This window comes from Micromonospora sp. BQ32 (genome assembly GCF_059358895.1).
Map to the genome: position 1 here is coordinate 152,136 of NZ_JCADBI010000012.1, position 20,804 is coordinate 172,939.

Sequence of the window (20,804 nt, forward strand, 5' to 3'; positions counted from 1 at the left end):
TTGAGCGCTCCGGAGCACGGCCGGTGCCGGTGGACCGTGTGGTGGCGGACGGAGGGTCGGCCCGGTGAGCGAGTCTCCGCCGACCACCCCGGTCTGCTACCGGCACCCCGGCCGGGAGACCTACGTCCGGTGCACCCGCTGTGACCGGCCGATCTGCCCGGACTGCATGCGGGATGCCTCGGTCGGGCACCAGTGCCCGGAGTGCGTCAACGAGGGGCGTCGCAGTGTCCGGCCGGCGCGTACCGCCTTCGGCGGCGGTACGGCCGGCCGGCACGGCTATGTCACCAAGGCCCTGATCGCCGTGAACGTGCTGCTCCTGCTGCTCTCCATCGCCTCCGCCCGGGGCGGGGACGCGGCGGTCGGCGGCGGCTTCGGCGGCCTGATGGGTGGCAGCACGCCGCTGACCGAGTGGGGTGCGGTGCTCGGCCGGGCCTACCTCTCCGACTACACACTCGGCGGGATCGCCGAGGGCCAGTGGTACCGGCTGGTCACAGCGATGTTCCTGCACTACGGCGTGCTTCATCTGCTGCTCAACATGTGGGCGCTGTGGGTGCTCGGTCGGTCGCTGGAGGCCAACCTCGGGCGGGTGCGGTTCGCCGCGCTCTACCTGATCGCGGGCCTCGGCGGCAACGTCGCCGCCTACCTGTTCAGCAGCCCGAGGGCGGCCACCGTCGGCGCGTCGACCGCCGTGTTCGGTCTCTTCGCCGCGCTGATCATCATCGAGCGCAAGCTGGGCCGGGACATCTCCCGGATCATCCCGATCCTGGTGATCAACCTGGTGTTCACACTCGCCGTGCCGGGCATCTCGATCCCCGGGCACCTGGGTGGGCTGGTGGTTGGCGCGTTGATGGCGTTGGTGCTCGCGTACGCGCCGCGTGCTCGGCGGACGCTGGTGCAGGTCGTCGGTGGGGCGATCATCCTGCTGATCCTGCTCGCGCTGGTGCTCGTCCGGACCGCCGCACTGCTCACCTGACAGATCAGGGGTTCGGGCGGGCAGCCCGCAGCACGGCGGCCACCTCTTCCGGGGTGGCCCCCAGGTCGTACCGGCCGAACAGATGCAGCGAGTCGCCCGCGTCGATTTCCAGGGTCTCGCTGGTCAGCCCGAGTCGGGGTCGCCGGTCGACGGCGATCGCCTCGACCGCCGACCAGGGCACCAGCCGCCGGCTCGCGAAGCCGTGGATGACGGTGAGCCCGGCCGGGTCCACCGCCAACCGGACCGGCGCGACCAGGTCACGTGCCGCCCAGCCGGCCAGCGCGGCGCCGGCCAGGGCGGCCACCGCCAGGCGGACCGGGTCGCCGTCGGCGAAGAGCAGCCCGAGCGCGACGAGCAGAACGGCGCCGGCCAACTTCGCCGCCGGCAGGCTCGACGGCACCCGCCACTGCTGTGCCGGGGAGGTCTCATTCACCCGCCCAGCATGCCAGCGGCCGTCGGATTACGGCACCTCGTGCAGGTGTGGCCGGACGACCGGTCGATGGAGGACGTAAGATCGGGGCAGCCCAAGTTACCGGGGAGTAAACATGAGTGACGCGGTCATCGTCGGCGCGGTACGTACCCCGGTCGGGCGGCGCAAGGGCAGCCTCGCCGGCGTCCACCCGGTCGACCTCTCGGCGCACGTGCTGCGCGCCCTCGCCGAGCGCACCGGGCTCGACCCGGCCCAGGTCGACGACGTCTTCTGGGGCTGCGTGTCCCAGGTCGGCGAGCAGTCGTGGAACATCGCCCGCAACGGCGTGCTCGCCGCCGGCTGGCCCGAGACGGTGCCCGGCACCACCCTGGACCGGCAGTGCGGCTCCAGCCAGCAGGCCCTGCACTTCGCCGCCGCGACGGTGCTCTCCGGCCAGGCTGACCTGGTGGTCGCCGGCGGTGTCGAGTCGATGACCCGGGTGCCGATGGGCTCCAGTGTGGCCGGCGGGATGCCGTTCAGTGACCAGCTGCGCGCCCGCTACCGGGGCGTCGAGGGCTTCGCCGACGACGCGCCGCTGCCGTTCAACCAGGGGGTCGGGGCCGAGCTGATCGCCCAACGGTGGCGCCTCTCGCGTACCCAGCTCGACGAGTTCGCGCTGGCCAGCCACGAGAAGGCAGCCGCCGCGCAGGACGCTGGCGCGTTCGATCCGGAGCTGACCCCGGTGCCGCTCGCCGACGGTGGCAAGTTCGCCGCCGACGAGGGCATCCGCCGGGAGACCTCCCTGGAGAAGCTCGGCGAGCTGGCCACCCCGTTCCGCGCCGACGGGGTGGTGACCGCCGGGTCCGCGTCCCAGATCTCCGACGGTGCCGCGGCCCTCGCGGTGACCACCTCCGACTGGGCCAGCCGACACGGCCTGCGCCCACTGGCCCGGATCCACACCGCCGTGGTCGCCGCCGACGACCCGGTCACCATGCTCACCGCACCCATCCCGGCCACCGCGAAGGCGCTGCGCCGAGCGGGGCTGGGCATCGAGGAGATCGGGGTGTACGAGGTGAACGAGGCGTTCGCCCCGGTGCCGCTGGCCTGGCTGGCGGAGACCGAGGCGGACCCGGAGCGGCTCAACCCGCGCGGCGGGGCGATCGCCCTCGGTCACCCGCTCGGCGGCTCCGGTGCCCGGATCATGACCACCATGCTCCAGCACATGCGGGACAACGGCATCCGCTACGGGCTGCAGACCATGTGCGAGGGCGGCGGCATGGCCAACGCCACCATCGTCGAGCTGGTCTGACCCGCGGGCGGGGGAAAACGCCTCGCCTCGACGCGGAACGGCCACCTAAGGTGCCCAGCGTGACGACGATCGCCGGTGAGCGCACCCCTGACTGGTCCAGCGAGCAGTGGCAGGTGCGGGCCCGGTCCTGGGTCGACGCGCAGCTGAGCCGGGCCGGCCGACGGGTGACCGGGCTGGTGGAGCCTCGGCTGCGGCCCTGGTCGTTGGTCTGGCGGGTGCCCACCGACGACGGGCCGGTCTGGTTCAAGGCCAACAACCCGGGCACGGTGCACGAGGCGGTCCTGATCGCGGCGCTCGCCGAGTTGACGCCCGACCGGGTGCTGACCCCGATCGCGGTGGACCCGGCGCAGGGCTGGTCGCTGCTGCCCGACGGCGGCGAGTCGTTGCGCGACGTGCTGGCACGCGACCCCGATCTGGCGCACTGGGAACGGGCGCTGCCCGGGTACGCGGCGCTGCAACTGGCGAGCGCGTCGCGCGTCGACGAGCTGGTCGCCCTGGGTGTGCCGGATCAACGTCCGGAGGTGCTGGCCGGCCTCTTCGCCGAGCTGCTCGACGATCACGAGGCGCTGCTGATCGGCGTCGAGGGCGGGCTCAGCCCGGAGCTGCACGAGCGGTTGCGGGCCGAGTTGCCGTCGTACGCGCAGCGGTGCCGCCGACTCGCCGACATCGGCATTCCGGCCGCCGTGCAACACGACGACCTGCACGACGGCAACGTCTTCGCCGGTGAGGCCGGGTACCGCTACTTCGACTGGGGCGACGCCTCGGTGGCGCACCCGTTCGGCACGCTGCTGGTGACCCTGCGTTCCATCGGGCACGCCCGGAAGCTCGCCGCCGACGACGCCCAACTGGTGCGGTTGCGCGACGCCTACCTGGAGCCCTGGACCGACCGGTACGACCGCCGGACCCTCGTCGAGGCCGCCGACCTCGCGATCGGCCTGGGGCCGGTGAGCCGGTCGCTGTCCTGGCGTCGAGCACTGGACACGACCGAGGAGTCCCGCGCCGAGTACGCCGACGCGGTCCCGGGCTGGCTGGAGGAGCTGTTCGCCGCCAGTCCACTGCAGCCCAACTCCTGACCATGATCCGTCCGGGTCGGAAGTCGGACAGGCAGTGCGACAGGCGGCGTGGAACTTCCAAAAAAAGTCCGTGACCCACGTCACCCCGGTGAGGACGTCGTTGGGCAGGTCATGGACGTCTTCTCCCGAACGTTCCTCCCGGCCGCCGCTGAGGCTGGCCTGGCCGTGCAGACGGTGAGCCGGCACATGCCGGTCTTCCGGCGCTGCGTCGGCTCCGGTGACGCCACCATCCTGGTCACCCGTTGCAGCCGCCCCGACCGCCCGGTCACCGGCGACTACCTGTTACTTCTCACTCACCGTCGGCTGGTGGTGACCCAGCAGACCCGCCTCCTGCACCGACTGCGCCTGCACCTCAACACTGAGCTGCGCGAGCTGAGCAACGTCACCTGGAGCCCGGACCCGCGGCTCCAGTCGGTCGAGATGGCGGCCACCGCGATCGACGGGATCCGTGAGCGGTTCCTGATCCGGACCAGCCACCCGAAGCAGGTCTGGCAGCTCGACGCGTTGCTCAACCAGGCGTTCCGGACCCGCCTACGGCCGCCCGGCGCGCGGGTCGTCGCCAGCATCGGTGACGCACCGGCCGTCGCGCGGCCCGGGATGTTCGCACCGTCCTGGTGAGCTGACACCGCATCGGGCGACGCAACGCCGCCTTTACCGAACTCGAACACGCGCCGATCGCCCCGAGCCCTCCGGGTCGGCAATCATGGGCCGGTGACCGTCGAACCACCGCATCGCGGGCTCGTCCTCGTCGTGGAGGACGAGCCGGCCATCGCCGACCTGGTCCGGCTCTACCTCACCCGAGACGGGTTCGGCGTCCACCTGGAACGTGACGGCGAAGCCGGTCTGAGCGCGGCCCGCCGGTTGCGCCCGGTGGCCTGCGTCCTAGACATCGCGCTGCCCGGCCTGCCCGGCACCGAGATCTGCCGCCGGCTGCGCGAGGCCGGCGACTGGACTCCGGTCATCTTCCTCACCGCCCGCGACGACGAGGTGGACCGGATCGTCGGCCTGGAGTTGGGCGCCGACGACTACGTCACCAAGCCGTTCAGCCCACGGGAGCTGGTCGCCCGGGTGCGCGCGGTGCTGCGCCGATCCGCCGGCGGCCCGGAGGGCGCCGACCGACCACGTGTCGTCGGCCCGGTGACGCTCGACCCGGCCCGCCGCACGGTCACCGCGGCCGGCGCTCCGGTGCAGCTCACCTCCACCGAATTCGACCTGCTGGCTCACCTGATGGCCCGGCCCGGCCGGGTCTTCACTCGGGAGGAGCTGCTGGCCGGGGTCTGGGGCTACGCGGCGCACGCCGGCACCCGGACGGTGGACGTGCACGTCGCCCAGGTGCGCGCGAAGCTCGGCCCGGCGAGCGTGATCCGGACCCATCGCGGCGTGGGGTACGCGGTCGATGCCTGACCACCCCGGGCCCGTCGAGTCGCCGACCATGGCCCTGCCGCTGGTCGGCGTCACCCCACCCGCCGCACCTCGACGAGGCCGACTCGGCCGTACGCTGACCGCCCGCGCGGTGCTCGTCACCTGCGCGGTGGCGCTGGTGTCGGTGCTGGTCACCGCCATCGTGGCGGTGCCGTTGGCGATCCGTGGCGCGGAGCGGGGCGAGCAGGAGGCGCTCGCCGCCCAGGCCCGGCTCGCGGCCGAGGTGCTGCGGACCCGCCTCGACCGGGGCCGCAGCGCCGACGAGGAGCGGCTCATCCAGCAACTGCGTGACCAGGGCATCGACGCATACCTGATCCGGCGCGGGGCGGTCGACCGGGCGGGTCTGCCACCCCGGGTGGTGCAGCGGATCGGGCAGGGCCGCAACGTGTCGGCCCGCCGCTTGGTCAACGGTGAGCGGGCCCTGGTCGAGGGTCGGGCCCTGCCCGGCGGCAACGGGGTGGTGCTCTCCCGTCCGCTGGCCACCGGGCTGTGGGCCCGGGTGCTGCTCAGTCTCTGGTTGCCGCTGCTGGCCGGGTTGACCGCCGGTGTGGTGGCCGGGCTGCTGCTGGCCCGCCGGCTGGCCCGGCCGATCCGGGTCGCGGCCACCGCCGCCGCCCGGCTGCGCGCGGGTGACCGCGCCGTCCGGGTGCCGGTCGAGCCGCCGGACGAGGTCGCCGACCTGGCCGAGGCGTTGAACGGGCTGGCCGCCGCACTGGCCACCAGCGAGGGCCGACAGCGGGAGTTCCTGCTCTCCGTCTCGCACGAGCTGCGCACCCCGCTGACCGCGATCCGGGGGTACGCCGAGGCGCTCGCCGACGGGGTGCTCGGTGCCGACGACACGGTGGACACCGGTCGGACCATGCTGACCGAGGCCCAACACCTGGACCGACTGATCGGTGATCTGCTGGCACTGGCCCGATTGGAGGCCGCGGACTTCCCCCTCGAACCGGTGCCGGTGGACCTGACCCAACTGGCTACCGAGGCCGAGCCGACCTGGTCCGGTCGGTGCGCGGCGGTCGGGGTGCCGTTCCGGTTGGAGACGCCCGGTCGGCCGGTGCCCGCGTACACCGATCCGGGGCGGATCCGGCAGGTGCTGGACGGGCTGCTGGAGAACGCGCTGCGGGTCGTACCCCCGGGGTCGCCGGTGGTGCTCGCGGTCCGGCCGGCCGGCGCGGACCCGGCGCACGGCGGCGTGTTCGAGGTTCGCGACGGCGGGCCCGGCTTCACCGACGACGACCTGGCGGTGGCCTTCGAACGCGGCGCGCTGCACGAGCGTTACCGGGGGGTGCGCAAGGTGGGCAGCGGACTGGGGTTGGCGCTCGCCGCCGGGCTGGTCCGCCGGTTGGGCGGGGAGATCGCCGCGGGGCACGCGCCGGAGGGCGGCGCCGCCTTCACGGTCCGGCTGCCCGGTGATCCTTACCTGACCCGAACGTCGGCCTGACGCTCCGCTCGTCGTTCCCGGGAAGGCTGAGGGCTCCACGGACGAGAGGGAGAGTCATGCCACGTTGGGGTATCGCCACCGGCACCACGGCACTGCTCGCGGCGGTCGCGCTCGGCGTCAGCGGCTGCGGTGCGGCCGAGGTGGCCAGCCAGCCCGCCCGGGATGTCGCCGTCGAGGTCGCCGCCGCCATGGGGGTCGAGGGTCAGGCGCTGACCGCGATGGGCTTCGACGCCGACGACCTGGACGTGCGGACCGTCGCCGCACCGGCCACCCCGACGCCGGGTGCGTCCCCCAGCGCGCAGGAGAAGGCCCGGGAGAAGCGTGGCGAGGAGTGGCGTAAGCGCCGCCAGGCCCGCGTGCTGCTGCGCCGCAACACCCTGCACGGTGAGGCGGTGGTGAAGACGAAGGACGGCGGTACGCAGACCGTCGCCGTGCAGCGCGGCGAGGTGACCGCCATCGACGGCGACTCGATGACCGTCAGGTCCACCGACGGCTTCACCATGACCTGGACTCTCGGCGACGACCTGCGGGTGGTCGAGCGGCGGGCCACCGTGCAGCCCAGCGAGGTCAAGGTCGGCGCGACGCTCGGCGTCGCCGGCGCGAAGGACGGCGACAGGGGCGTGGCCCGGCTCATCCTCATTCCGGGCGCCAGGTGAGCGCAGGGGCCCTGGTCGACGCCAGGGCCCCTGCCCTCGTCAGTAGACGCGGGAGCCGATGAAGTCGTCGTGACCGTAGCCGACCGGGTTGGCGGCGGTACGGGCCTCGAACGACCACTGCTGCCGGGTGTTGCTGGAGCAGGTCGCCAATCGCAGGCGGGAGCTGCCCAGCAACGGGTTGTCGAACGCCACGCAGAGGTTGGTGGCGCTCGCCGGCCTGATCTGGTTGCCCACGAAGACGAACTGCTGCGCGCCGGTGCCGTTGCAGTCGTAGATGTTGACCGCGGTGCCGGCGGTCATCGAGCTGTTGGCGACGTCCAGGCAACGGTCGTGGGACAGCTCCGAGTGCAGCGACCGCCGGGCCGAGTCGTACCAGAAGCCCTGGTTGCGCCCACCGTGGCAGGAGTACGGCTGCTGCGCGGTGCCGTTGCGGGAGTCGTACCCCTTGCCGTCGACGCAGGTGCCGGTGGCGAGGTTGCGCAGCTGCTTGAACTCCAGCAGCCCCGGGTAGAGCACGCCGCTGCCGGTGCTGGCCGGGTCGACGCAGCTGGCCCGCGGCTGCCCGGAGTTCCAGAACTGGGTGATGCACTGGGCGAACATGCCGTGCCCCCGGGCGTTGGGGTGGAACGACTGGCGGGCGGCGTTCTCGTTCCAGATGCCGACCTCGATGTAGAGGCCGCGGACCGAGGTGTTGTCGGTGCACACCTCGTGCCCGTGGAAGAGCCGGCTGGCGTCCAGGTAGCGGGTGCCGGTGTTGGCCGCGGCCGAGCGCAGCGCCGACTCGAACATCGGCACCGCCTTGTTCCGGGCGAACGCCGCGTCGGCCAGGTAGAGCAGACATCCGCCGGAGTACCAGCCGGGGAAGTTGGGGTTGTCCTCCACGTCGGGGCTGCCGGGGCTCGGGTACGACATCAACACCAGCTCGTAGTCCGACCGCAGGTAGCCGGCGTTGGTCATGGTCTGCCGGATGTCGGTGAGCGCCGACTCCACGGCCTGCCGGCTGCCGTCGGTGCGGATCGTCCACTGGTCGGTGTAGGTGGGGTAGCAGGCGCCCTGGAAGAAGACCCGGCGGACGGCGCAGTCGGTGGCGACCGGACCGAACTGGATGGTGCCGTCACCGTTCGCGCCGACCACCACCCAGATCAGCTTGACGTGCGTGTTGCGCGCCTTGATGCCCAGGTAGTCGCCCTGGTTCAGCTCGTTGTGTTGGGTCGGGCCGCCGGCGATCAGGTTCCACGGGGTGGCGCCGGAGCAGGCGATGTTGTACTGCGCGTCCGACGTGATGCCGGTGCGGAACACCGCCTGGTCGTACGAGCGGTCGCACCAGTTGCCGTCCTGGTGGGTGCCGGGGACGTAGTTGCCGACCCCTTCACCGGAGATCTCGCTGTCACCCATGGTGATCAGAGCGGTGCGGCGCTGTTCGATCGGGCGGATCGCCGGGCTGCCGTAGAGGGCGGTCGCCTCGGCGGCCCGGATGGCTTCGAGGTTGGCGGGGAGTGGTTGGACGGTCGGTCGGTCGGCGGCGGTGGCGGGGGTGGCCGGTCCGGCGAGCATCGGTAGGACGAGAGCGGCGACGGCGACGGCGACGGTGATGGCCCGTCGTCGGGTCGCGCGTTCGGGCCTGGCGGGGATTGCAGGCATCGACGCACTCCTTTCGGCTCAATCGCGGGACGTCGATTGAGTTACCAGACGGTAACGTGTGGATCAACGGATGTGAATGCGCCTCAGATCCTTGCGCGCGGAATGCAGAACCGCCCGGATCGGACTATCCGGGCGGGCCTGGTCCAGTGACCGACGGCTCTCGGCCGGCCGTACGGCGGTCTGCTGTCTCAGCGGCCCGGCGGCAGGGCGTAGCCGACGTAGCCGCGGAACTCCAGCCGCCAGCCGGCCGGGACGAGCTTGGCGCAGGCCGCCTCGCTGCCGGTGCAGACGATCGCGTCGACCGAGGAGGGCTCGGCCGGCGGTCGTTCCGGCAGCACCGACTGCAACGCCACCAGGTCCGGTGAGCCGCCGTCGGGTTGCCGCAGCAGCAGCCACCACGGGTACTCCCAGTTGTCGTTCTGCTGCACCAGCCCGATCCGTCGCGCGCCGCTGTCCCGGACCGCGGTCGCCGCCCAGCGGAACTCGTCGGCCCACTGCGGGCGGCGCAGGAACCGGGTGTCCCAGTCCGAGGTGGTGAAGACGGAGCCGGCACCGACCAGCCGGCGCGGGAAGCCGTACGACAGCGCGAGCACGCCGGCCAGCGCCGAGGTGGCCAGCACGGTGACGGCCGCCATGGTGGCAACCGATCGACGCCCACCCGCGCGGTTGCGCAGGAGCGCGTCCAGCCAGAGGCCGGCGAGGGGCACGGCCAGCACCACGGCGTAGAGCAGCAGCCGGTTGCCCCACGGCTGCCACTTGATCATCGCGGTGTGCAGCAGCACGGCGGTCAGCACCACCACGGCGTACGCCCGCAACGACCCGGCCCGCTCTGACGCGATCTGCCGTGGTCGGGCGAGCGCCAGAACCGCGCCGATCACCGCCAACGCCCCGGCCAGCGGAAACGCCACCCGGTCCTCGTCCGGATACCAGGCCGGCTCCGGAAAGAGCTCCCGACCGAAGGTGATCGCGCGGTCCTGCGGGTCGACCCCGATCGCCTCGGCGCCGCTGATGATCGCTTCGGCCCCGGCCCGACGCAGGGGGGCCAGCGGCGTGTCGAACGCGGTGTGCCCGATCCGCAGCGCGTTGACCACGATCGACGCCGGGTCGTGCCGCTCCATCGGGATGGACTCGCGCAGCCGGGGTGGCCCCAGCGGGTGCCCGAACTCGGCGGTCACCCGGGCCAGGAACGGGCCGACCACCACGGCCGCGACCACCAGGATCAGCACCGAACCGCCGACCGTACGGGCCAGCCCGCCGAGCGGCCAGGACCGCCGACCCCCACCCGTCGCCGCCGGGTCGGTTGGCGCCGCTTTCCCGGTCCGAGCCAGCCTCAGCTGGGCCAACCCCCAGAGCACCAGCAGCGGGCCGACCGCGATCAAGCCGCTGGTCTTGGTCACGGCGGTCAGCCCGGTGGCCGCCCCCAGCCCGAGCAGCGTGCCCCAGCCGGTCTGTCGACGCAGCCCGTCCAGCACCAGGGTCGCCGCGCAGGCCACCCACGCCGCGCAGATCAGGTCGGTCTGCGTGCTGGTCGCCTGGAGCGCCACCATCGGCGTGCTCGCCAGCACGAACGCGGTGAGCAACTGGGCCCGCCGGCCGCCGCCGAGCTGCGCGGTGATCCGTGCGGCCACCAGCAGGCAGACCACTCCGGCCGCCCACTGCACCAGGTTGTGCAGGTGGTCCCCGCCGGTGAGCAGGCGGAGGTGCAGCAGCAGGTACTCGGCTCCGGGCGGGATGGTCACCTGCCGGTGGATGGCCGTGGGCCAGAAGTCCAGGTCGCCCTGGGCCACCCAGTGCTCCACCTTCGGCAGGTGGTACGTCTGCGAGTCGAAGTTGTTCGGCTCGGCCAGCAGCGCGATCAGCAACTCCACCAGGACCAGCCCGCCGACCGTGCCGGCGAGGAGCCGCTCGCCCGGTCGGGCCGTACGCCAGGCGTCGACCGCCATGGCGAGCAGGCCGGCGGGCCCCCGACCAGCCCGGGCCGGCGCGGGGGCGGGCTCACCGCGCTCGACGGTCGGGGCGACATCGGGTCCGCCGCCGGACACCACCGCGCCGACCGGTACCGGCTGCGGCGTAGCGCTGACCGAAGCCGGCGCGGCGGCGGGCGGCTGCCCGAGGCGGGCCTCTCGTCGCCAGCGCAGACCGGCCGCCGTCGCGGCAGCGGCCAGGAAGAGCAGCCAGGCGACGGCGAAGGCGGGTCGGGTCAGCGCGTGCAGCGCGCCGAGCACCTCGACGACGAGCACCGCGTACGCCCCGCTGAGCAGGACGGCGCGCACCACGGCGAGCCGCAGCGGTGCCACCTCGCCAGCCTCGCGTGGCCGCGTCGCGACGGTGAGCAGGAGCACCGCGGCGGCAGGAACCACCGCGAGCAGGGAGCCGGCAGCCGACATGGCGGAAGTAAACACCATTGATCTGAAGCCGCCGCGCCGACTGCCTCGCGACAGGGGTACGCAGTGAATAAACCAACCAGGCTAGGCTATGGCCGACGTGTTGCCGCCACCGTGGAGATCCCCGTGAAGCTCTCGATCCTCATGCCGGTCTACAACGAGGAAGAACGCATCGCGGATGCCCTCAAGCAGGCACTGGCGGTGGACTATCCCTGTGAGATTGAGCTGGTCGTCGTCGACGACGGCAGCCGGGACGGCACCGGCGAGATCCTCGATCGGGCCGACGACGCGCGTCTGCGAGTCATCACCCACCAGCGTAACGCCGGCAAGGGTGCCGCGATCAAGACCGCGGTCGACAGCGCCGAGGGCGACTACATGGTCATCCTCGACGCCGACCTGGAGTACGACCCGCAGGACATCCCCAAGCTGCTCGACCCGGTGCTCGACGGGCGGGCCACGGTGGTCTACGGCAATCGCACCTTCGGCAGCCACAGCGCCTACAGCTTCTGGTACGTGATGGGCAACAAGGGCGTCACGATGGCGGCCAACGTGCTGTTCAACTCGTACATCGGTGACCTGGAGACCTGCTTCAAGCTGATGCCGGTGGCGCTCTACCGGTCGCTGGGGGTGCGCTCGCGCGGCTTCGGCATGGAGGCCGAGGTGACCGGCAAGCTCCTGCGTCGCCGGATCCGGCCGTACGAGGTGCCGATCAGCTACCGGGCGCGTGGCCGGGAAGAGGGCAAGAAGATCACCTGGAAGGACGGCGTCGAGGCGATCTGGATCCTCGGGCGCGAGCGCGCTCGCCGCCGCCCCGCCGCCTCAACCGCCAACTGACCCCAGGAAAGCGCTGATCGACCGCCGTAGGCCGTCGGCGTCCAGACCATGCCACCGGGCGTGGTCAGCCGGATCGCCGTACCGGCGCAGGTCGGTCTGACCCACCCCGAGGGCGAGCAGCCGGTGCGGTACGTCCGCCAGTGCCCGGTTGACGACCGCGCTCGACGTTCCCGCCAGGTACGGCTCGACCAGCACCACGTCGGTGTTGGCGAGCGCCCGCAGCCCGCGCGTGTCGAACGGTCGGGGCGTGTGGGTGTACGCCACCGTCACGTCCATCCCCTCCGTCGCCGCCAGGGTGGGGTCGAGCATCGGTCCGACCGCCACCACGAGCGGCGCGTCTGTTCCGCCCCGCCGGAGCACCCGTAGCCGGGCGGCATCCGGGTACGCCTCGGCGTTGCGCTGCTCGGAGAGCCGCAGGTAGATCGGATCGTCGGTGGTCGCGGCGTCGCGGAGCAGCGGCGCGACCTCGTCCGGGTGGCCGGGCACCCGGATCGTCCAGCCGTCGCCGAGCGAGTCGAAGAGCGCCACATCCCCGGGCGACTGGTGGGTGCGGCCCTCGGCCGACCCGTCGTACGACGCGCCGATGCTGACCAGGACCGCGCCCACGCCCTGGTGGTCCAGATCCAACTTGATCTGCTCGTACGCCCGGTCCACCAGGAACGTCGCGTACGAGTGCGCGATCGGACGCAGCCCGGTCAGGGCGAGCCCGCCGGCCACACCGATCATCAACTGCTCCCGGATCCCCACGTTGAGCACCCGGTCCGGGTGTCGGTGCCCGGCGGGTGCGAACTGGCTCACCGAGATGTCGGCCAGCACCAGTGCGGTACGCGGGTCCTCGTCGAGGAGCGCGGTGGTGGTGTCGATGAAGGCGGTACGCATGTCGGTCATCCCTTGCTCTCGGTGCGGGCGACCACCAGGTGCGGGTGTCGTGGCCGGTGCCCGGTCAGCGCCGCGTACAGGGCTTCGTGGTCCCGACCGTCGACGGTGTCGGCGGTCCAGCCGTTGACGGTGAACCGGCTGGCGATGCCACCGGCCCACCCGTGGCTGGCCGACGAGTTGTCGACCACGATCGCGGTGAGGCTGTCCAGGCCGGTCGCTCCGGCGTACGCGATCCCCTCGTGGTTGGAACCCTCGTCCAGTTCGGCGTCACCGAGCAGCACGTAAACCCGGGGTGTGCGCAGTCCCTGGGCGCGCAGGCCGAGGGCGGTGCCGACGGCCAGGCCGAGGCCGTGCCCGAGGGAGCCGGAGCTGATTTCGACCCCGGGCACCAGGAGTCGGTCCGGGTGGTGGCCGAGCCGGCTTTCCGGCCCGGCCAGGTCGTCGAGCCAGGCGTCCGGGATGAAGCCGTGTGCGGCGAGCACCGCGTAGTAGGCGGCCGGGCCGTGGCCCTTGGAGAGCAGGAACCGGTCCCGCTCCGGGTCGTCGGCGGTGTCCGGGGTGACCCGCAGCACCCGGTCGTAGAGCACCTGGAGCAGGTCGGTGGTGGAGTGCGCGCTCGGCGCGTGCTTCTCGTCACCGGTCAGTCGTCGGATCAGCCCGGGCAGTCGGGCGCTGCTGTCGGTGGTCAGTGTTGTGGTCATGCCACTACTGTGTGAGTTGAAGTGCACTTCAACTCAAGGACCTGGTGATGCCGGATCTATTGACCATCGGTGAGCTGTCCGCCCGCTCCGGGGTGGCACCGTCGGCGTTGCGCTACTACGAGCGACTCGGGCTGATCCGCGCCGACCGCACGGGCGGCAACCAGCGCCGGTACGCCCGCGCCGAGCTGCGGCGGGTGGCCTTCATCCGGATCTCCCAGCAGGTCGGCGTCTCGCTCGACGAGATCCGGTCGGCGCTCGACTCGCTCCCCGAGGCCCGCACCCCCAGCCCGCAGGACTGGGCGCGGCTCTCAGCCAGCTGGCGCAGCCGGCTGGACGAGCGGATCCGGCTGCTCACCAAGCTCCGCGACGACCTGGACGGCTGCATCGGCTGCGGCTGCCTGTCCTTGCAGCGCTGCACGCTCAACAACCCGGAGGACACCCTGGCCGGGGAGGGCCCGGGCGCCCGGCTGGTGCTGCCCCGACCCACCGACGACCCGACGCTGGCGAGCTCGCTCAACTGACGACCGACTCGGTGGGCGTGCTCAGCTGACGGCCGAGCCCCCACCCGGCGGGCGGGTGAGCAGCACCTTGCCGAAGTGATCGTTCGACTCGACGAGCCGGTGCGCCTGCGCCGCCTCGGTCATCGGCAGCCGCCGGTCCACGATCGGCCGGATCTGGCCCGCCTCAACGAGCGGCCACACCTCATCCCGTACGCCCTGGACGATCTCCGCCTTCTCGGCGAGCGGACGGGACCGTAGCGACGTCGCGGTGACGCTGGCCCGCTTGGTCAGCAGCGCGCCGAGATCCAACTCGGCCTTGCGCCCACCCTGCATCCCGATCACCACGAGCCGACCGCCAGTGGCCAGCGCGGAGACGTTCCGCCCCAGGTAGGACCCACCCATGATGTCGAGGATGACGTCCACGCCGCGCCCGTCGGTGACCCGCCGGACCTCCTCGACGAAGTCCTGCTCCCGGTAGTCGATCATGTGCGCCGCGCCCAGCTCACGTAGTCGGGCGTGCTTGGCCTCCCGCGCGGTGGTCAGCACGGTCACGCCGAGCGCCGCCCCGAGCTGGATGGCGAAGGTGCCGATCCCGCTGCCACCGCCGTGCACCAGCAGCGTGTCGCCCGCGCCGAGCCGCGCCACCTGGACCAGGTTCGACCAGACCGTGCAGGCCACCTCGGGCAGCGCCGCCGCGTCGACCGGGTCGCAGGCCGGCACCGGCAACAACTGCCCGGCAGGGACCGCGACCCGCTCCGCGTACCCGCCGCCGGCCAGCAGCGCGCAGACCTGCTGCCCGACCGCCCACCCGGCGACATCCGCGCCAACCTCCGTGATCACCCCAGAGCATTCCAACCCGGGGTACGCGGGTGCGCCCGGCGGTGGCGGATAGTGCCCCTGCCGTTGCAGCAGGTCAGCGCGGTTGACCCCGCTGGCCCGCACATCCACGATCACCTCGTCCGGGCCCGGCGCCGGGTCGGGCACCTCGGCCCAGACCAGCGCATCGGGACCACCGGGCTGCGGAATGGTGATGGCTCGCATGGGCCCAGTCTTCCCGATCTCACCGGGCGCCGCAGGCGCACCCTCCAGCCCACTGTGGACCCAGTAGACCGCCTGGCCGGGCGCACCGGGGAGGGACGCCGGGCCGCCCGCAGCGAGCCGTGGCAGACTATGCGTGGCCGTCCGCCTGCGGGTGGCGGTCCAGGAGGGTTCGCCTAGTGGCCGATGGCGCTGGTCTTGAAAACCGGTAAGGCAGCGATGTCTTCGTGGGTTCGAATCCCACACCCTCCGCTTTCGTGGGCAGCTCAGCGCGGCATGGCCGAGCCGCACTGACTCCCGATGACCTCAAACACGAGCGGCTCCCGGTCAACGTGCCAGAGTGCTCGTTCTGAGTGGCCGGGAACAAGATTCTCGGCTCCGGTCCCCGACGGATCAAAGTCGGAGGCGTCCCAGTGATGCGCGCATGGGCCGAACAAGGACTCGGAATCACGCTGCCACCCCAGTTCGCGGTCGCCGACAGCCTCCACTCCGGCGCGCTGATCCAACTCGACCTCCCACTCCCGGACCTCAGCCTGCGGCTGGTCTGGCGACAAGACCCGGAGTCGTTGCCGTGCATGCGCGACATCCTGTACGCCGCAGCCCGCCCCTGAACACCAGACCTCGCCGACCCACTGATCAGGGGGAGTGACCAGGGCAGTTCGCCTGGCCATCGGACGTGGGCGCTGGGCCCAGCAGGCGGGCGGAGATGCTCTCCTGGGCCAGCAGCCGTAGCGCCGCGATGAGCGTCTCGCCGAGGACGGTGCCGACCACGACGCTCTCGGCGATCTGGTCAGGATCGGCGTACGAGGTGACCGCCGCGAGCTCCAGATCGGTGAACCGTTCGACGGCTTCCGCATACGCGTCGAGGTAACCAGTGAGGCGGTCATGGCCGAGCGCGCGCAGGGCAGCGATGGTCTCAATGAGCGTCGTGATGGCGGGAGCATCCGACTTGACCGCCCAGCCGCGCCGCTCTACGAGTTCCCGTACCTGGGCGGCGGCCGCGGCACGTGCGTCGACGTCGGCGGTCACCTGTCGGTGGGGCGTGATGGCGCGGTGCACCGTCCCAATCCGTTCGTGCAGCGGGAGGGCGTCGGAGTCGAACCCCTCCAGGACGACCTTCACGCTGGCTACGGGTAGCTGTGCCAGCTCGATCAGGGCGCGGATCAGGCGCAGCCGACGCAGGTGGCGCTCCTCGTACCTGGCTTGGTTGGGACTGGTCAGCTCGCCGGGTGGCAGCAGACCTTCCCGCAGGTAGTACTTGATGGTGGGCACGGGAACCCCTGACCGGCGACTCAGCTCCGCGATACGCATTGCCTTTCCTCTCGGTAAGATGGATAGTAATCCTATCCATAAGCGGATAGCACTACTATCCATCGATACATCCAATCCCGAGCGGAGACTGCCGTGCAGACCCTGGCCCTCAGCACCGAGTCGCGAATCCTTGCCGGGGCGGTGCTGCTCATCATCGTCACCATCCAGCTGGGCGGCTGGTTCTTGACGCGGATCGCCCGCGGCCAGGTCCCGATGACGGACTTTCAGAAGTCGTTCGCACGCGCCGGACATGGTCACGCCGGCGTGCTGGTACTCCTGAGCCTGATCGCCCTGCTCTATGTCGACGCCACCCGGCTCAGCGGCGTTTTGCTCTGGACCGCGAGGCTTGGCGTGCCGCTCGCCGCGATCCTGATGTCGGCGGGATTCTTCGCGTCGTCCGCCGGCAGGGACGTCATCGCACCGAACCGGTTCGTCTGGGTGCTGTGGCTGGGCGCACTCTGCCTGGCAGCAGGGGTGGTGAGCCTCGGCGTCGGGCTGCTGACCGCCTGAAGCGTTGAGCAGCATCGTTACGCGCCCGGTCGCTCCGGCGGAGTTCGCGGCGTGCCGCTCGTCGCGGATCGCCGGGTCCACGCTTCCGCAGGGCGGTGACGGCGCCGATCACGAAATCACGCCAACCGCCTGTCAGAATTCCCCACGGGGAACACTGCGGCGACAACCCTATCTGTGAGGGTGATCCCGGACAGCCACCATCCGGTCATCGGGCGCCACTGAACGGGGTATGAAGGGCTGGTATCTCCGCACACCGGAAGGACACGTCCCAATGACCCTGGAACGACCGATCGCCCCGGACCCGTACGAGCTGCTGCCGACGCTGCCCTCGTTCACGCTGACGAGTGAGGACGTGCAGAACGGCGAGCCGATGGACGCCCGGCACGCGCATGGCAGCACCGGGGGCGACAACATCTCGCCGCAGCTGACGTGGTCGGATTTCCCCGCCGAGACGAAGAGCTTCACGGTGACCTGCTACGACCCCGACGCGCCGACCGGCAGCGGGTTCTGGCACTGGGTGCTGGTGAACGTGCCGGCCACCGTCACACAGTTGCCCACGGACGCCGGTGGCGCGGCGGGCACCGACCTTGGCGGGGCGTTCTCGGTCCGCAACGACTACGGCGAGCAGGGTTACGGCGGCGCGGCTCCGCCGGCCGGCGACCGTCCGCACCGGTACGTCTTCGCGGTGCACGCTCTGGACGTCGACCGCCTGGACCTGACCCCGGACGCCACCCCCGCCTACGTCGGCTTCAACCTTACGTTCCACACCCTGGCCCGAGCGGTGATCCGTCCGACGTACCAGATCAAGGACTGACCCCGCCCCCAGCTCCCGCGATCTTGCACTTACTGTTCCGACATGGCCGACAGAACAGGGCATTAGGACGACAGGAAGTGCAAGATCGCCGGGGCCGGGGCCGGGGCCGGGGCCGGGGCCGGGGCCGGGCCGGGGCCGGGGTCAGGCTGGGACGCGGGCCACGGCGAAGACGGACTGGCCGAACGGCGGGAGAACGAGCTGCTCGGCGGCCTTGGTGGCGGGCAGGACGAGGGTGTCGTACACCTTGACCATCGGGCCCTCCTTCGGCATCAGCCGGAAGACCTTGGTGGCCATGAAGTAGCCGATCAGCCCGAGCGCGTTGGCGTAGTGCATCTTCTCGATCGTCAGGCCAGCCTCGGTCATCGCCGCCCCGAGCGTCTTCTTCGTGTAGCGGCGGACGTGCCCGGTGGCGATGTCGGCCGGGCCCATCGCGAACTGGAACGCCGGCACGATGATGATCACGGCACCGCCGGGCCGGACCAGGTCGCGCATGCTCTGCAGCGCGCCAACGTGGTCCTCGATGTGCTCCAGGACGTTGTACGAGACGGCGGCGCTGTAGTCGCCGCGGTCGTTGTGCGGCAGCAGCATCTGCCGGACGTCGATGTTGGGACGGTCGGCGAGGCGCTCCTTGAGCTGCACCAGCCGGTCCGGGTCAGCCTCGGTGGCGGTGAACCGGGGCAGCCGCTCGGACCATTCCAGCGCGTAGTCACCAAGGCCGCTGCCGATCTCGATCGGGTCGTCGCCGAGGTACGGCACGGCCAGTTCGATGAACCAGCGACGGTGGTTGACAGCGGTTGCCAGGCCTTCCAGCACCTCGGACTGCACGCGCTGATCCCCAGTGATTTCTGCCATGCGTCGATTCCTCACGATATGAACTCGACCCGTGCCTGGATCGACAGAGTGAATCATCCGCTGATACGGCAGAAGAATCGAGGCATCGGGGTGGCCGAATTGTGGTCGGGGGGTGGGTTCGTGATCGGCGGTCGGCGAACCCGGCACATAGTACGGCAGTACCCCGAAACATGTCACGGCGGCGTCATATGCTGACTACCCTGTGAATTGTCATGACTACTCCTGAACCGGACGTGCCCAGCGACAGCGGCGGCCCGGCCGCCGCGTCGTCGGCGGAGGGGGCCTCCGGCGTCGTTCGGCCTTCCCGCAGGGGGTTGTGGGCCGATCTGGCCGCTGTGCTGAGCTTCGTGGTGCTGGGCTTCTGGGTCACCGGTCGCCTCTGGCTGGACCCAGGCAGTGGCGTACGGGACAACCAGTCCGATCAGTCGCAGTTCGAATGGATGATGGCCCACGGTGCGCGAGTCGTCACGCACTTTGCGTATCCGTTCCATTCCAATCAGATGAACGTCCCCGACGGCGTGAATCTGATGGCCAATACGTCCGTATTATCCATTTCATTGCCAATGACGCCGATCACCCTGTTGTTCGGGCCGCGGGCGTCCTTCCTGGTCTTTCTCACCGCCGGCATGATTGCCACCGCCACGGCCTGGTATTTCCTGCTCTCCCGGGTCCTGGTCGGCAGCCGGGGGCCGGCGTGGCTGGGTGCCGGCTTCTGCGCGTTCGCACCGGCCATGGTGTCGCACGCCAATGGGCACCCGAACATCGTGTCGCAGTTCGTCGTCCCGTTGATCATCTGGCGCACGCTACGACTCGGTGAACCGGGCCGCTGGCTGCGCAACGGGGTCCTCCTCGCGCTGGTCATCGTCTGGCAGGCATTCCTCAACCTGGAGGTCCTGCTGATGACCGCGATCGGGCTCGGCGTGATCATCGGTGTGCTCGCCCTCGGCCGCGCGGATCTGCGGTCGCGGGCCCGGCCCTTCCTCGCCGGCCTGGCCGTCGCCGCCGGGGTCGCCGGGCTCCTGCTGGCGTACCCCCTGTACGTCCAGTTTTTCGGACCCGACGCCTACTCCGGGCTGTCCCGCCTGATCCGCGGCTACTCCAGCGACCTGGCCTCGTTCGTCGCGTACTCCCGGGAATCGCTCGCCGGTAGCGCGCGCACCGCCGCGGGCCTGGCCAAGAACCCGACCGAGGAGAACAGCTTTTTCGGTTGGGCGCTGCTGGTGCTGGTGATCGCCCTGGTCTGGTGGCTGCGCCGCTCGGTCGTGGCGCTCGCGCTGGCCGCGCTCGGGTTGCTCTTCGCGGTGCTCTCGCTGGGCCGGGAGGTGCGCTTCGACAACCGGGGTACGGGTGTGCCGGGCCCCTGGGCGGCGCTGGAGAACCTGCCCATCCTGCACTCGGTGGTGCCGACCCGTTGGGCGTTGGCGATCACCCCGATCATCGGGCTGCTGCTCGCCTACGGCGCCGAACGGGCCCGCGAGGTGGCCGGCGCGCACCCGGTCGCCGGGGGGCAGGTTCGTTTCGTCACCGCGACCGTGCTCACGATGGCCCTGTTGCCGATCGTCCCCACGCCGCTGCCCGTGGCCCACCTCGACCCGGTCCCCAGATTTGTGACCAGTGGGGCTTGGCGGCCCTATGTGACCGGTGGGCGCAGTGTGGTGCCCCTGCCGTTGCCGGACACCACGTACGCGGAGCCGCTGCGCTGGTCCGCAACGACCCGTCTGGACATGCCGATAGCCCGTGGCTACTTCCTCGGCCCGGACACCCGCCCGACCGCCGATCCGCCGAAGGTCGCGCTGTTCGGTGCGACTCCGCGCCCCACCAGCAGCTTCTTCGCCACCATCAGGCGCACCGGAGCGGTGCCGCCGATCACCCCGCAGAGCCGGGTCCGGGCGGTCGACGACCTGCGTTACTGGCGGGCCGGGGTGGTGATCCTCGGGCCACACGAGCACGAGGCAGCGCTGCGCCGGGGGATGACCGAGCTGACCGGGATCCAACCGGTCTTCACCGGCGACGTGTGGGTGTGGGACGTCCGGTCGTTGACCGACTGAGCAGTGCGG

21 protein-coding genes and 1 tRNA gene are annotated in these 20,804 nt (G+C 71.4%); 14 read left to right on the forward strand and 8 right to left on the reverse strand.

Annotated features, from left to right (window positions below; all coding sequences use genetic code 11):
- Positions 1-64 precede the first annotated feature (64 nt).
- Entirely contained in the window at positions 65-973 is a 909-nt protein-coding gene (locus AC5L30_RS22390) for a rhomboid family intramembrane serine protease (protein WP_494869598.1), read from the forward strand.
- Positions 974-977: 4 nt separating this feature from the next.
- On the opposite strand, the gene AC5L30_RS22395 is transcribed toward AC5L30_RS22390, so the two are convergent.
- Positions 978-1,406 carry a PH domain-containing protein gene (locus tag AC5L30_RS22395; protein ID WP_494869599.1) on the reverse strand — a complete coding sequence of 143 codons (429 nt, stop codon included), beginning with the start codon at positions 1,404-1,406 and terminating at the stop codon, positions 978-980.
- Positions 1,407-1,518: 112 nt separating this feature from the next.
- Between AC5L30_RS22395 and AC5L30_RS22400 the strand changes: the two genes are divergently transcribed.
- The 6 genes from AC5L30_RS22400 (at position 1,519) to AC5L30_RS22425 (ending at position 7,283) form a co-directional block, all read left to right on the forward strand.
- Entirely contained in the window at positions 1,519-2,691 is a 1,173-nt protein-coding gene (locus tag AC5L30_RS22400; RefSeq protein ID WP_357223351.1) for a thiolase family protein, read from the forward strand.
- A gap of 59 nt (positions 2,692-2,750) precedes the next feature.
- Positions 2,751-3,764 (forward strand): aminoglycoside phosphotransferase family protein, encoded by a 1,014-nt coding sequence (locus tag AC5L30_RS22405; RefSeq protein WP_494869601.1) that lies wholly within the window; start codon positions 2,751-2,753, stop codon positions 3,762-3,764.
- Positions 3,765-3,875: 111 nt separating this feature from the next.
- Positions 3,876-4,382 carry a hypothetical protein gene (locus AC5L30_RS22410; protein ID WP_238662381.1) on the forward strand — a complete coding sequence of 169 codons (507 nt, stop codon included), beginning with the start codon at positions 3,876-3,878 and terminating at the stop codon, positions 4,380-4,382.
- A gap of 93 nt (positions 4,383-4,475) precedes the next feature.
- Positions 4,476-5,168: a response regulator transcription factor gene (locus AC5L30_RS22415; RefSeq protein ID WP_124822475.1), complete on the forward strand. Its 693-nt coding sequence runs from the start codon at positions 4,476-4,478 to the stop codon at positions 5,166-5,168.
- Positions 5,161-6,627, forward strand: coding sequence for a sensor histidine kinase (locus AC5L30_RS22420; RefSeq protein ID WP_494869602.1), 1,467 nt, complete (start codon positions 5,161-5,163; stop codon positions 6,625-6,627). Before AC5L30_RS22415 ends, AC5L30_RS22420 begins: the two co-directional genes overlap by 8 nt.
- 56 nt (positions 6,628-6,683) lie before the next feature.
- A complete protein-coding gene (locus tag AC5L30_RS22425; protein ID WP_494869603.1) occupies positions 6,684-7,283 on the forward strand; it encodes a hypothetical protein in 600 nt (199 codons plus the stop codon).
- A gap of 39 nt (positions 7,284-7,322) precedes the next feature.
- Here the strand turns inward: AC5L30_RS22425 and AC5L30_RS22430 are convergent, their stop codons facing one another.
- Together AC5L30_RS22430 and AC5L30_RS22435 are read right to left on the reverse strand one after the other, a co-directional pair.
- Positions 7,323-8,924 (reverse strand): ricin-type beta-trefoil lectin domain protein, encoded by a 1,602-nt coding sequence (locus tag AC5L30_RS22430; RefSeq protein WP_494869605.1) that lies wholly within the window; start codon positions 8,922-8,924, stop codon positions 7,323-7,325.
- 188 nt (positions 8,925-9,112) lie between these two features.
- Positions 9,113-11,311 (reverse strand): glycosyltransferase family 39 protein, encoded by a 2,199-nt coding sequence (locus AC5L30_RS22435; protein ID WP_494869606.1) that lies wholly within the window; start codon positions 11,309-11,311, stop codon positions 9,113-9,115.
- A gap of 123 nt (positions 11,312-11,434) precedes the next feature.
- Here AC5L30_RS22435 and AC5L30_RS22440 point away from each other — a divergent pair, with 123 nt between their 5' ends.
- Entirely contained in the window at positions 11,435-12,142 is a 708-nt protein-coding gene (locus AC5L30_RS22440; protein ID WP_494869608.1) for a glycosyltransferase family 2 protein, read from the forward strand.
- Here AC5L30_RS22440 and AC5L30_RS22445 read toward each other — a convergent pair.
- Positions 12,128-13,021: a transketolase family protein gene (locus AC5L30_RS22445; protein WP_494869609.1), complete on the reverse strand. Its 894-nt coding sequence runs from the start codon at positions 13,019-13,021 to the stop codon at positions 12,128-12,130. The genes AC5L30_RS22440 and AC5L30_RS22445 overlap by 15 nt on opposite strands.
- 5 nt (positions 13,022-13,026) lie before the next feature.
- Positions 13,027-13,722: a thiamine pyrophosphate-binding protein gene (locus tag AC5L30_RS22450; protein WP_494869610.1), complete on the reverse strand. Its 696-nt coding sequence runs from the start codon at positions 13,720-13,722 to the stop codon at positions 13,027-13,029.
- 47 nt (positions 13,723-13,769) lie between these two features.
- Between AC5L30_RS22450 and soxR the strand changes: the two genes are divergently transcribed.
- A complete protein-coding gene (gene soxR, locus AC5L30_RS22455) occupies positions 13,770-14,243 on the forward strand; it encodes a redox-sensitive transcriptional activator SoxR (protein ID WP_494869611.1) in 474 nt (157 codons plus the stop codon).
- A gap of 21 nt (positions 14,244-14,264) precedes the next feature.
- Here the strand turns inward: soxR and AC5L30_RS22460 are convergent, their stop codons facing one another.
- On the reverse strand, positions 14,265-15,263 hold the full coding sequence (locus AC5L30_RS22460) for an NAD(P)H-quinone oxidoreductase (RefSeq protein WP_494869612.1): 999 nt from the start codon (positions 15,261-15,263) through the stop codon (positions 14,265-14,267).
- Positions 15,264-15,425: 162 nt separating this feature from the next.
- Here AC5L30_RS22460 and AC5L30_RS22465 point away from each other — a divergent pair.
- Together AC5L30_RS22465 and AC5L30_RS22470 are read left to right on the forward strand one after the other, a co-directional pair.
- Positions 15,426-15,512: transfer RNA gene (locus AC5L30_RS22465), tRNA-Ser, on the forward strand.
- Positions 15,513-15,613: 101 nt separating this feature from the next.
- Positions 15,614-15,871, forward strand: a complete 258-nt coding sequence (locus AC5L30_RS22470; RefSeq protein WP_494869613.1) for a LysR substrate-binding domain-containing protein — start codon at positions 15,614-15,616, stop codon at positions 15,869-15,871.
- 25 nt (positions 15,872-15,896) lie between these two features.
- On the opposite strand, the gene AC5L30_RS22475 is transcribed toward AC5L30_RS22470, so the two are convergent.
- Positions 15,897-16,634, reverse strand: coding sequence for a MerR family transcriptional regulator (locus AC5L30_RS22475; protein WP_494869614.1), 738 nt, complete (start codon positions 16,632-16,634; stop codon positions 15,897-15,899).
- 30 nt (positions 16,635-16,664) lie between these two features.
- Here AC5L30_RS22475 and AC5L30_RS22480 point away from each other — a divergent pair, with 30 nt between their 5' ends.
- Together AC5L30_RS22480 and AC5L30_RS22485 are read left to right on the forward strand one after the other, a co-directional pair.
- Positions 16,665-17,081: a hypothetical protein gene (locus tag AC5L30_RS22480; RefSeq protein WP_494869615.1), complete on the forward strand. Its 417-nt coding sequence runs from the start codon at positions 16,665-16,667 to the stop codon at positions 17,079-17,081.
- Between the two features lie 271 nt (positions 17,082-17,352).
- Entirely contained in the window at positions 17,353-17,895 is a 543-nt protein-coding gene (locus tag AC5L30_RS22485) for a YbhB/YbcL family Raf kinase inhibitor-like protein (protein WP_494869616.1), read from the forward strand.
- 141 nt (positions 17,896-18,036) lie between these two features.
- On the opposite strand, the gene AC5L30_RS22490 is transcribed toward AC5L30_RS22485, so the two are convergent.
- Complete coding sequence (locus tag AC5L30_RS22490; protein ID WP_357360646.1) at positions 18,037-18,747, reverse strand: class I SAM-dependent methyltransferase; 711 nt, start codon at positions 18,745-18,747, stop codon at positions 18,037-18,039.
- Between the two features lie 212 nt (positions 18,748-18,959).
- Here AC5L30_RS22490 and AC5L30_RS22495 point away from each other — a divergent pair, with 212 nt between their 5' ends.
- Positions 18,960-20,795, forward strand: coding sequence for a DUF6311 domain-containing protein (locus AC5L30_RS22495; RefSeq protein ID WP_494869618.1), 1,836 nt, complete (start codon positions 18,960-18,962; stop codon positions 20,793-20,795).
- The last annotated feature ends 9 nt before the right edge of the window (positions 20,796-20,804 follow it).

What these genes read in the sequence shown, in the direction of transcription:
- AC5L30_RS22445 (WP_494869609.1), bottom strand. Translation starts at nt 13,021, where the DNA reads ATGCGTACCGCCTTCATCGACACCACCACCGCGCTCCTCGACGAGGAC.
- AC5L30_RS22460 (WP_494869612.1), bottom strand. Translation starts at nt 15,263, where the DNA reads ATGCGAGCCATCACCATTCCGCAGCCCGGTGGTCCCGATGCGCTGGTC.
- AC5L30_RS22490 (WP_357360646.1), bottom strand. Translation starts at nt 18,747, where the DNA reads ATGGCAGAAATCACTGGGGATCAGCGCGTGCAGTCCGAGGTGCTGGAA.
- AC5L30_RS22420 (WP_494869602.1), top strand. Translation starts at nt 5,161, where the DNA reads ATGCCTGACCACCCCGGGCCCGTCGAGTCGCCGACCATGGCCCTGCCG.
- AC5L30_RS22400 (WP_357223351.1), top strand. Translation starts at nt 1,519, where the DNA reads ATGAGTGACGCGGTCATCGTCGGCGCGGTACGTACCCCGGTCGGGCGG.
- AC5L30_RS22485 (WP_494869616.1), top strand. Translation starts at nt 17,353, where the DNA reads ATGACCCTGGAACGACCGATCGCCCCGGACCCGTACGAGCTGCTGCCG.
- AC5L30_RS22425 (WP_494869603.1), top strand. Translation starts at nt 6,684, where the DNA reads ATGCCACGTTGGGGTATCGCCACCGGCACCACGGCACTGCTCGCGGCG.
- AC5L30_RS22430 (WP_494869605.1), bottom strand. Translation starts at nt 8,924, where the DNA reads ATGCCTGCAATCCCCGCCAGGCCCGAACGCGCGACCCGACGACGGGCC.
- AC5L30_RS22410 (WP_238662381.1), top strand. Translation starts at nt 3,876, where the DNA reads ATGGACGTCTTCTCCCGAACGTTCCTCCCGGCCGCCGCTGAGGCTGGC.
- AC5L30_RS22450 (WP_494869610.1), bottom strand. Translation starts at nt 13,722, where the DNA reads ATGACCACAACACTGACCACCGACAGCAGCGCCCGACTGCCCGGGCTG.
- soxR (WP_494869611.1), top strand. Translation starts at nt 13,770, where the DNA reads ATGCCGGATCTATTGACCATCGGTGAGCTGTCCGCCCGCTCCGGGGTG.
- AC5L30_RS22475 (WP_494869614.1), bottom strand. Translation starts at nt 16,634, where the DNA reads ATGGATAGTAGTGCTATCCGCTTATGGATAGGATTACTATCCATCTTA.
- AC5L30_RS22495 (WP_494869618.1), top strand. Translation starts at nt 18,960, where the DNA reads ATGACTACTCCTGAACCGGACGTGCCCAGCGACAGCGGCGGCCCGGCC.
- AC5L30_RS22435 (WP_494869606.1), bottom strand. Translation starts at nt 11,311, where the DNA reads ATGTCGGCTGCCGGCTCCCTGCTCGCGGTGGTTCCTGCCGCCGCGGTG.